10 protein-coding genes are annotated in these 9,714 nt (G+C 68.2%); 1 reads left to right on the forward strand and 9 read right to left on the reverse strand.

Features of this window, described 5'->3' with window-relative positions; all coding sequences use genetic code 11:
- The 9 genes from AB0J09_RS44185 to AB0J09_RS44225 form a co-directional block, all read right to left on the reverse strand.
- Positions 1–1,997: NADH-quinone oxidoreductase subunit G (locus AB0J09_RS44185; protein ID WP_360705141.1), on the reverse strand; the 1,997-nt coding region annotated here is incomplete at its 3' end.
- Positions 1,994–3,283: an NADH-quinone oxidoreductase subunit NuoF gene (gene nuoF, locus AB0J09_RS44190; RefSeq protein WP_360705144.1), complete on the reverse strand. Its 1,290-nt coding sequence runs from the start codon at positions 3,281–3,283 to the stop codon at positions 1,994–1,996. The genes AB0J09_RS44185 and nuoF, both read right to left, overlap by 4 nt.
- Positions 3,280–3,936 carry an NADH-quinone oxidoreductase subunit NuoE gene (nuoE, locus tag AB0J09_RS44195; RefSeq protein ID WP_360705147.1) on the reverse strand — a complete coding sequence of 219 codons (657 nt, stop codon included), beginning with the start codon at positions 3,934–3,936 and terminating at the stop codon, positions 3,280–3,282. Before nuoE ends, nuoF begins: the two co-directional genes overlap by 4 nt.
- Complete coding sequence (locus AB0J09_RS44200) at positions 3,933–5,258, reverse strand: NADH-quinone oxidoreductase subunit D (RefSeq protein ID WP_360705150.1); 1,326 nt, start codon at positions 5,256–5,258, stop codon at positions 3,933–3,935. Before AB0J09_RS44200 ends, nuoE begins: the two co-directional genes overlap by 4 nt.
- Positions 5,255–5,860 (reverse strand): NADH-quinone oxidoreductase subunit C, encoded by a 606-nt coding sequence (locus tag AB0J09_RS44205; protein ID WP_360705164.1) that lies wholly within the window; start codon positions 5,858–5,860, stop codon positions 5,255–5,257. Before AB0J09_RS44205 ends, AB0J09_RS44200 begins: the two co-directional genes overlap by 4 nt.
- A 95-nt stretch (positions 5,861–5,955) precedes the next feature.
- A complete protein-coding gene (locus tag AB0J09_RS44210; protein WP_344998582.1) occupies positions 5,956–6,507 on the reverse strand; it encodes an NADH-quinone oxidoreductase subunit B family protein in 552 nt (183 codons plus the stop codon).
- 2 nt (positions 6,508–6,509) lie between these two features.
- Positions 6,510–6,905, reverse strand: a complete 396-nt coding sequence (locus tag AB0J09_RS44215; RefSeq protein ID WP_360705153.1) for an NADH-quinone oxidoreductase subunit A — start codon at positions 6,903–6,905, stop codon at positions 6,510–6,512.
- 64 nt (positions 6,906–6,969) lie between these two features.
- The gene (locus tag AB0J09_RS44220) at positions 6,970–8,223 is read right to left on the reverse strand and encodes a geranylgeranyl reductase family protein (RefSeq protein WP_360705156.1); all 1,254 of its coding nucleotides are present in this window, start codon (positions 8,221–8,223) and stop codon (positions 6,970–6,972) included.
- A 162-nt stretch (positions 8,224–8,385) separates the two neighbouring features.
- A complete protein-coding gene (locus AB0J09_RS44225) occupies positions 8,386–9,102 on the reverse strand; it encodes a demethylmenaquinone methyltransferase (protein WP_360705159.1) in 717 nt (238 codons plus the stop codon).
- Positions 9,103–9,200: 98 nt separating this feature from the next.
- Here AB0J09_RS44225 and AB0J09_RS44230 point away from each other — a divergent pair.
- Positions 9,201–9,714, forward strand: a 514-nt coding sequence (locus AB0J09_RS44230) for a delta-60 repeat domain-containing protein (protein ID WP_360705162.1), incomplete at its 3' end; no start/stop codon positions are given.

The following is a 9,714-nucleotide window of genomic DNA, read 5'->3' on the forward strand; positions in this document are numbered from 1 at the left end:
GACAGCTCGCGCCTGGCGGACTTGGCGTCCGGCAGGCCCAGATGGACGTCCATCCGGTCGGCCAGGTTGCCGATCACGGCCAGGTCGCTCTGCAGCCCCGGCACCTTGAGCGGCGCCTCGAACGAGCGGCCCCTGCCCTCCCAGTTGACGAACGTGCCGCCCTTCTCCTGAACCGCGGCGACGGGCAGGACCACGTCGGCGCGGTCGGTGACGGCGCTGGCGCGGATCTCCAGGCTGACGATGAACGGCGTGTGCTCGAGGGCCTCGAGCGCCGCGGCCGGGTCGGCCAGGTCGTAGGGGTCGACACCGGCCACGATCAGCGCGTCCAGCTCGCCGCCGCGGGCGGCCGCCAGGATGCCGGAGGTGTCGCGGCCCGGCGTGGCGGGCAGCGAGGCCACGTCCCACGCCCTGGCGACCTCGGCCCTGGCGGTCTCGTCGTCGACCGGGCGGCCGATCGGCAGCAGGTTGGGCAGCGCGCCGGCTTCGACCGCGCCGCGCTCGCCCGCCCTGCGCGGGATCCAGGCGACCCTGGCGTCGGAGGCGTTGGCGAGCCGTACGAGAGCGGACAGGGCGCCCGGCACAGTGGCGAGGCGCTCTCCCGCGAGCACGATCGTGCCCTCGGCCAGCGTGCCGACCAGGTCGCCGATGGCGTCGGCCTCGCCGCCCGGCGCGGTGCGGATGAGCGTGCCGCCCATCTTGGCCAGGCCGGGCGAGGCGAACGGGGCGATCGCGGAGACCTTGAGCCCCTTCTTCATCCACGCCTTGCGCAGGCGCAGGAAGACGATCGGCGACTCATCCTCGGGCTCGAACCCGACGAGCAGCACGTGGGGGGCGTTCTCGAGGTCGGTGTAGCTGATCTCGATGCCCTTGCCGGCCACCGCGTGGGCCAGGAACTGCGCCTCCTCGGCGGAGTGCGGCCTGGCGCGGAAGTCGACGTCGTTGCTGTGGAGGGCGACCCGGGCGAACTTGGCGTACGCGTACGAGTCCTCGACCGTGACCCGGCCGCCGACCAGCACGCCGGCCTTGCCGCGCGCCTTGGCCAGGCCCTCGGCCGCCACCATCAGCGCCTCCGGCCACGAGGCCGGCACCAGCACGCCCTCCTCGTTGCGGACCAGCGGCGTCTTGAGCCGGTCGGGCTGCTGGGCGTAGGTGAAGGCCCAGCGGCCCTTGTCGCAGTTCCACTCCTCGTTGACCTGCGGGTCGTTGCCCGCCAGGCGGCGGGTGACCCGGCCGCGCCGGTGGTCGGTGCGCTGGGCGCAGCCGGAGGCGCAGTGCTCGCACGCGCTCGGCGTGGAGACCAGGTCGAACGGGCGGGCCCTGAACCGGTAGGCGGCGCCGGTCAGCGCGCCGACCGGGCAGATCTGCACCGTGTTGCCGGAGAAGTAGGAGTTGAACGGCTTGCCGTCCGCGACCCGCACCTGCTCCTTGGCCCCGCGTTCGAAGAACTCGATGAGCGGGTCACCGGCGATCTGGTCGGAGAAGCGGATGCACCGGGCGCACTGGACGCAGCGCTCGCGGTCGAGCAGCACCTGCGTGGACAGCGGCAGCGGCTTGGGGAAGGTCCGCTTCTGCTCCTGGAACCTGGACTCGCCCTGACCGTTGGACATGGCCTGGTTCTGCAGGGGGCACTCGCCGCCCTTGTCGCAGACCGGGCAGTCGAGCGGGTGGTTCATGAGCAGCAGCTCCATGGCCCCGCGCTGTGCCTTCTCGGCGACCGGCGAGGTGAGCTGCGTCTGCACGACCATGCCCTCGGCGACCTCGATCGCGCACGACGGCTGCGGCTTGGGGAAGCCGCGGCCGTTGCCCGCGTCGGGGATGTCGACCAGGCACTGGCGGCAGTTGGCCGCCGGGTCGAGCAGCGGGTGGTCGCAGAACCTGGGGATCTGGATGCCCAGCAGCTCGGCTGCTCTGATGATCAACGTGCCCTTGGGCACACTGACCTGGAACCCGTCGATGGTCAGGGTCACCAGGTTCGTCTCGGTCTCTACGACTGTCACTGCTCACCCCAGAGAGTGGACTTCTTCGGGTCGAACGGGCAGCCGCCGATCTCGAAGTGCTTGAGGTACTCGTCGCGGAAGTACTTCACGGAGGAGTGGATCGGGCTGGTCGCACCGTCGCCCAGGGCGCAGAACGAGCGGCCCAGGATGTTGTCCGCGATGTCGGTGATCGTGGACAGGTCCTCCTCGGTGCCCTGGCCCTTCTCCAGGCGCTTGAGCACCTGCTTGAGCCAGTACGTGCCCTCGCGGCAGGGCGTGCACTTGCCGCAGGACTCGTGGGCGTAGAACTCGGTCCAGCGCAGCACCGTGCGGACCACGCAGGTGGTCTCGTCGAAGATCTGCAGGGCGCGGGTGCCCAGCATGGAGCCCTTGGCGCCGACCGCCTCGAAGTCGAGCGGCACGTCGAGGTGCTCGTCGGTGAAGATCGGCGTGGAGGAGCCGCCCGGGGTCCAGAACTTGATCTGGTGCCCGGCCCTGATGCCGCCCGCCATGTCGAGGAGCTCGCGCAGCGTGATGCCGAGCGGCGCCTCGTACTGGCCGGGCCTGGTGACGTGGCCGCTCAGCGAGAAGATGCCGAAGCCCTTGGACTTCTCGGTGCCCATGCCGGCGAACCAGTCGGCGCCGTTGCCGATGATCGAGGGAACACTGGCGATCGACTCGACGTTGTTCACGACAGTAGGCGAGGCGTACAGGCCCGCCACAGCCGGGAACGGGGGCTTGAGTCGCGGTTGACCTCTGAAGCCTTCCAGCGAGTCGAGCAGCGCCGTCTCCTCGCCGCAGATGTAGGCGCCCGCGCCGCTGTGCACGACCAGCTCGAGGTCGAAGCCGGAGCCGAAGATGTCGGTGCCGAGGTAGCCCTTCTCGTACGCCTCCCGCACGGCCGCATGCAGCCGCCGGATGACGTGGAGCACCTCGCCGCGCACGTAGATGAAGGCGTGCTTGGCCCGGATCGCGTAGGACGTGATGATGATGCCCTCGACCAGCGCGTGGGGGTTGGCCATCATCAGCGGGATGTCCTTGCAGGTGCCCGGCTCCGACTCGTCGGCGTTGACGACGAGATAGTGCGGCTTGCCGTCACCCTGCGGGATGAAGCCCCACTTCATGCCGGTCGGGAAGCCCGCGCCGCCGCGGCCGCGCAGGCCGGAGTCCTTGACGGCCTGGATGACGGCGTCGGGGTCCATGCCCAGCGCCTTCTTCGCCGCCTCGTACTCGCCGTAGACGTCGAGGGTGAAGGAGTTGGGCTGGTCCCAGTTCGCTGTCAGAACCGGTGTCAAAGTCGTGCTCATGCCTCGGGGGCCTTCCATCCGTTGGCCTTGGCGACCTTCAGGCCCTCGAGCGAGGGGCCGGCGGCCGAGGGGCCGTCACCCGCCAGGTCGTCGGGCAGGCCGGAGAGCACGCGCGAGGCCTCCTTGAAGGTGCACAGCTTCTTCGGACCGCGGGTCGGGCGCACCTCCTTGCCGTCGCGCAGGTCGTCCACGAGTTGCTTGGCCGACTCGGGGGTCTGGTTGTCGAAGAACTCCCAGTTGACCATCATGACCGGGGCGAAGTCGCAGGCCGCGTTGCACTCGATGCGCTCCAGCGAGACCTTGCCGTCGGAGGTCGCCTCTTCGTGACCGACGCCGACGTGCTCCGACAGCTCCTCCCAGATCTGGTCGCCGCCCATGACCGCGCACAGCGCGTTGATGCACACACCGACGTGATAGTCGCCGGCGGGCTTGCGCTTGTACATGGTGTAGAAGGTCGCGACGCCCGTAACCTCGGCCTTGCTGATGCCGAGCAGCTCGGCGCAGAACTCCTGCCCGTCGTCGGAGACGTAGCCGTCCTCCGACTGCACGAGGTGGAGCAGCGGCAGCAGGGCGGACCGCGTCTTCGGGTAGCGCCCGATGATCTCCTTGGCGTCCTTCTCCAGACGCTCACGGATCTCCGGTGAATAGGTCACCGGTCCACACCTCCCATGACGGGGTCGATTGAAGCCACCGCGGCGATCACGTCGGCGACCTGGCCGCCCTCTGCCATCGCGGGGAAACCCTGCAGGTTGCAGAAGGACGGCTCGCGGAAGTGCACGCGGTACGGGCGAGTGCCGCCGTCGCTGACCACGTGGGCGCCGAGCTCGCCCTTGGGCGACTCGATGCTGGCGTACGCCTGCCCGGCCGGCACCCGGAAGCCCTCGGTCACCAGCTTGAAGTGGTGGATGAGCGCTTCCATCGAGGTGCCCATGATGTGGGCGATGTGGTCGGGCGAGTTGCCGAACCCGTCGGGGCCGAGCGCGAGCTGCGCGGGCCAGCCGATCTTCTTGTCCTCGATCATCACCGGGTCGCCCTTGAGCGGGCCGGCGATGCGGTCCAGAGCCTGCTCGATGATCTTGAGGGACTCTTCCATCTCCCTCATGCGCACGAGGTAGCGCGAGTAGACGTCACAGCCGCGCTCGGTGGCGACGTCGAACTCGTACGTCTCGTAGCCGCAGTAGGGCTGCGACTTGCGCAGGTCCCACGGGAGCCCGGCGGCGCGCATGATCGGGCCGGTGATGCCCAGGGCCATGCAGCCGGTCAGGTCGAGGTAGCCCACGTCCCTGGTGCGGCGCACGTAGACCGGGTTCTCGTCGAGGAGCTTGCGGATGTCCTTGATCCGCTTGGGCATCTCCTTGAGGAACTCGCCGACCTTGTCAACCGCGCCCGCGGGCAGGTCGACGCTCACGCCGCCAGGCCGGATGTAGGCGTGGTTCATGCGCAGGCCGGTGATGTACTCGAAGAGGTCCATCACCATCTCGCGGTCGCGGTAGCCGAACAGGAACGGCGTGGTCGCGCCCAGCTCCATGCCGAACGTACCCATCGCGACCAGGTGCGAGGAGATGCGGTTGAGCTCCATCATCATCACGCGGATGGCCTGCGCCCGGTCAGGGATGCGGTCCTCGATGCCGAGCAGCCTCTCCACGCCCAGGCAGTACGCGGTCTCGTTGAAGATCGGCGAGAGGTAGTCCATGCGGGTCACGAACGTGGTGCCCTGCGTCCACGTCCGGAACTCCATGTTCTTCTCGATGCCGGTGTGCAGGTAGCCGATGACGCTGCGCGCCTCGGTCACCGTCTCACCGTCAAGGGTCAGAACCAGGCGGAGCACGCCGTGCGTGGACGGGTGCTGCGGGCCCATGTTGATGACCAGGCGCTCTTCTTCGGTGTCGCGCGCTCCGGTGACGACCTGGTCCCAGTCGCCGCCGTTGACCGAGTAGACCTTGCCCTCGGTCGCCTCGTCATAAGCGGTGCTCACGAGTAGGACCTCCTCTGGTCCGGCGAGGGGATGGTGGCTCCCCGGTATTCGACCGGGATGCCGCCGAGCGGGTAGTCCTTCCGCTGGGGGTGTCCGTCCCAGTCGTCCGGCATCATGATCCGGGTGAGCGCGGGGTGACCGTCGAAGACGATCCCGAAAAAGTCGTACGCCTCGCGCTCATGCCAGTCATGACCAGGGTAAACGCCGACAGTCGATGGAATGTGCGGGTCGGAGTCCGGTGCGCTGGCCTCGACGCGCACGCGCCGGTTGTGGGTGATCGAGCACAGGTGGATGACAGAGTGCAGCTCCTCGCCCGCCAGGTGCGGGTAGTGCACGCCGGACACGCCGAGCGAGAGCTCGAAACGCAGCGCCGGGTCGTCGCGCAGCTTCTGGCAGACCTCGACCAGCCGCTCGCGCTTGACGTGCAGGGTCAGCTCGCCGCGGTCGACCACTACGCGCTCGATGGCGTCGTCGAGCCCGAGGGCGTCGACGACCTCGTCGAAGTAGCCGCCGTACGGGCGGGGCGTGGACAGCTGCGGCACCCGGCGCACGACGAGTCCGCCGTAGCCGGAGGTGTCGCCGGAGTCCTCGGCGCCGAACATGCCGCGCCTGGCGATCGGCGCCTCTGGCACCGCGGGAACCGGGACTTCGGGGGTTTCCCCGCTGTCCGGGCTGCCGGGGAGGTTGTCGGGCGAGGTCACTTCACTGCCCCCTGGTCGATCAGCGGCAGCGGGCGCAGCGCCTGGAGCTCGAGCTCCTCGATCTGCTTGGCCCGGTGCGCGCCGAACTTCATGTTCTGGATCTTGTCGTGCAGCTTCACGATCGCGTCGATCAGCATCTCCGGCCGCGGCGGGCAGCCCGGCAGGTAGATGTCGACGGGCACGACGTGGTCGACGCCCTGCACGATCGCGTAGTTGTTGAACATGCCGCCGCTGGAGGCGCACACGCCCATGGAGATGACCCACTTCGGCTCGGCCATCTGGTCGTAGATCTGCCGCAGCACGGGGGCCATCTTCTGCGAGACGCGCCCGGCGACGATCATCAGGTCGGCCTGGCGGGGAGACGCCGAAGCGCGCTCCATGCCGAAGCGCGCGAGGTCGTAGTGGGGGCCACCAGTGGCCATCAGCTCGATGGCGCAGCACGCCAGGCCGAACGTGGCCGGCCACACGGAGTTCTTACGCGCCCATCCGGCGGCCGCTTCGACCGTGCTGAGGATGAACCCGCTGGGGAGTTTCTCTTCAAGTCCCATTTTCAGTCCCAGTCCAGACCCTTGCGGCGCCACACGTACGCGTAGGCCACGAGCACGGTGACGATGAACAGCAGCATCTCCACGAGGCCGAACAGCCCCAGGCCGGAGGAGAGCACCTGGCCCGCGTCGTTCGTCTGCGGCGCGAACGAGACCGCCCACGGGTAGAGGAAGATGATCTCGATGTCGAACACGATGAAGAGCATCGCGGTGATCATGTATTTGAGCGGGAACCGTCCACCACCGACAGGCTGGGGCGTCGGCTCGATGCCGCATTCATAGGCGTCAAGCTTGGCGCGGTTCCAGCGCTTGGGACCGGTGAAGGGAGCGATGGCGACCGAGAAGATCGCGAAGCCCCCCGCGAGAACGGCGAGCACCAGGATGGGCACGTAAAGGTCCATCGCTACGCCTCCTCTGGAGTCGCCGCGCGCGCGGGCGCGCAGCCGGATCTGTTAGTTCTGAGGTTCATGCTGGTGGGGCGACCTTTGAGAGTGCGTTTATGATCATGTCTGACGCATCGCCTCGCCGGTCGGTGAGATTACCAAGGAGCTTGAGTGCGAAGCGCATCAGCCTGGGGTGAGGGAGCCCGTGCCTGGTGCCGAAGCTCATCACACCCGGCTTCCCAATTGCCTCGACGAACAACCTGCCCAGCGTGAAATATCCGCCGTAGGCGTCCTTCAGCACCTGAGGATATGTCCGCAGAGTACGTTCGCGCTGCGCGGGGGTGGTCCCCTTGAGGGCCTTGACGATGATCTCGGCGGCGATCTCGCCGGTCTCCATCGCGTAGGCGATGCCCTCGCCGTTGAACGGGTTGATCGACCCGCCCGAGTCGCCCACGAGCATCAGGCCGCGCGAGTAGTGGGGCTGCCGGTTGAAGGCCATCGGGAGCGCGGCGCCGCGAATGGGGGCCGTCATGTTCTCCTCGGTGAACTCCCACTCGGCGGGCATGGCCTTGCACCAGCGCCGCAGCAGGTCCCGGTAGTCGATGTTCTTGAACTGGGCGCTCGTGTTGAGCAGCCCGAGCCCCACGTTGGCGGTGCCGTCGCCGACGCCGAAGATCCAGCCGTAGCCGGGCAGCAGCTTGTCCTCGGCCCACAGCTCAAGCCAGATCTCGAGGTAGTCGTCGTCGTGGCGCGGGCTCTCGAAGTACGTCCGCACGGCCACGCCCATCGGCCGGTCTTCCCGCTTGTGCAGGCCCATGCCGACGGCCAGCCGGGTGCTGTTGCCGTCGGCGGCCACCACCAGGCGGCTGCGGTATTCGCGGCCGTCCTTGGTCGTCACGCCGACGATGTGGCCGCTGCGGTCGTCGAGGATGGGCGCCGTCACGGTGACGCCCTCCATCATCCGCACACCGTTCTTGACCGCGTTGGCGGCGAGGATCTCGTCAAAGTCCTGGCGGGTGCGTACCAGCCCGAAGTCGGGGAAGCTCTCAAGCTGGGGCCAGTCGAGGTCGAACCGGTGGCCACCACCGACGACGCGCAGGCCCTTGTTCCTGATCCAGCCGGGGGCGTCGACGTCGATGCCCATGTTGAGCAGCTGCTTGACCGCTCGCGGAGTCAGGCCGTCGCCGCAGACCTTCTCTCGGGGGAACCTGGTCTTCTCCAGGAGCAGCACGTCAAGCCCGGATCGGGCGAGGTAAAAGGCGGTCGCGGAACCTGCGGGCCCGGCGCCGACGACGATGACGTCGGCGTCTACCTGCGTGGTTGTTGGCACCGTCACTGGACTGTCCTGTCCTTCGAAGGCCTCGGGGGTGTTTCGCCTTCGTTCCTTTGTGAACCCCTTCACAAACTTGTCGGCCTGCAGTCTACTGCTTTTCCAGTACATAGTGGCAGTCGGGGTGCCGTTCCGTGATCCAAGTGGAACGGCGTGTCGCGTGTGGTCTCACGCCGGCTTGAAGCCTCTGTGCAGCGCCACGATCCCCATCGTGAGATTGCGCCACGCCGCCCGCTCCCAGCCGGCCTCCTGAATGATCCCGGCGAGCGTGCGCTGGTCGGGCCAATCCCTGATCGACTCCGCCAGATATTCGTAGGAATCGTCATTGGACCCGAACACCTTGGCCACTTTTGGCAGCAGCCTCATCAGATATTCGCGATAGACAAGATCGAACGGCGCGAAGGTGACATGCGAGAACTCCAGCACCACCAGCCGGCCGCCGGGCTTCGTCACGCGCAGCATCTCGCGCAGCGCCTGCGAGGTGTCGTGCACGTTGCGAAGCGCCACCGAGATCGTCACCGCGTCGAAGGCGTCGTCGGCGAACGGCAGCCGCATTGCGTCGCCCGCGATGAACGGCACTCCGTCGCCCGACAGCGCGTTGCCGCCGTGACGCCGTACGCCGGTGCGGAGCATGCCCAGCGAGAAATCGGACGCGATGGCCCGCGCGCCCAGCGTGGTGAACGCGTCGGTGGACGTGCCGGTGCCCGCGCCCAGGTCGAGCACGATTTCGCCTGGGCCCGCGTCGACGGCCGCGGCCACCGCCTTGCGCCAGAGCCTGACCTGCCCGAGGGAGATCACGTCGTTGACCAGGTCGTAGCGCCGGGCGGTGCGATCGAACATCGCGGCGACCTCGCCCGGCTGTTTGTCCAATTGAGCGCGCGTCATATGCAAAGCCTATTGGGACGCCTCCGCCACCAGCGAGCGAGCACTGTGGCAACGGAAAGTAGCAACAAGACTACCGAACGTCTGCTAACAATTGGCAAATGCTTGCCCGTGTCGCCCTTGCAGCGATCCTCGCCTGGTCCCCCACGCCGCATGTACGCGTGGTCTCCGCCGACCCGGTCGACAACACACCGCACGTACTCGACGGCATCGTCAACGCCATCACCGTCGTGGGACGGACCGTCGTGGTCGGCGGCTCGTTCAGCGAAGTGAGCGACGCCACCCGCTCCACCACGTACCCGCGCGAGAACCTGTTCGCCTACGACCTGGCCACCGGCCGCGTCCTCGAGAACTTCGCGCCGATCGTCCCGGGCACCGTGTACGGCCTGGCCGCCGGCGACGGCGGCACCGTCTACGTCGGCGGGGAGTTCGCCGGCGTCAACGACACGGGCTCCAACGCGCTGGCCAGGCTCAGGCTCTCCGACGGCTCGCTGGTGCCCGGCTTCGCGCCCCGCATCGGCGGCGGCATGGTGAACGCGGTGGTCAGACAGGGCTCGAAGCTCTACGTCGGCGGCGACTTCATCAGCCCGCGCACCGCGCTGGCCAGGCTAGACG

Source organism: Nonomuraea sp. NPDC049784, from assembly GCF_040659615.1.
GTDB lineage: Bacteria > Actinomycetota > Actinomycetes > Streptosporangiales > Streptosporangiaceae > Nonomuraea.

What these genes read in the sequence shown, in the direction of transcription:
- nuoF (WP_360705144.1), bottom strand. Translation starts at nt 3,283, where the DNA reads ATGAGCACGACTTTGACACCGGTTCTGACAGCGAACTGGGACCAGCCC.
- AB0J09_RS44210 (WP_344998582.1), bottom strand. Translation starts at nt 6,507, where the DNA reads ATGGGACTTGAAGAGAAACTCCCCAGCGGGTTCATCCTCAGCACGGTC.
- AB0J09_RS44215 (WP_360705153.1), bottom strand. Translation starts at nt 6,905, where the DNA reads ATGGACCTTTACGTGCCCATCCTGGTGCTCGCCGTTCTCGCGGGGGGC.
- AB0J09_RS44225 (WP_360705159.1), bottom strand. Translation starts at nt 9,102, where the DNA reads ATGACGCGCGCTCAATTGGACAAACAGCCGGGCGAGGTCGCCGCGATG.
- AB0J09_RS44205 (WP_360705164.1), bottom strand. Translation starts at nt 5,860, where the DNA reads ATGTTCGGCGCCGAGGACTCCGGCGACACCTCCGGCTACGGCGGACTC.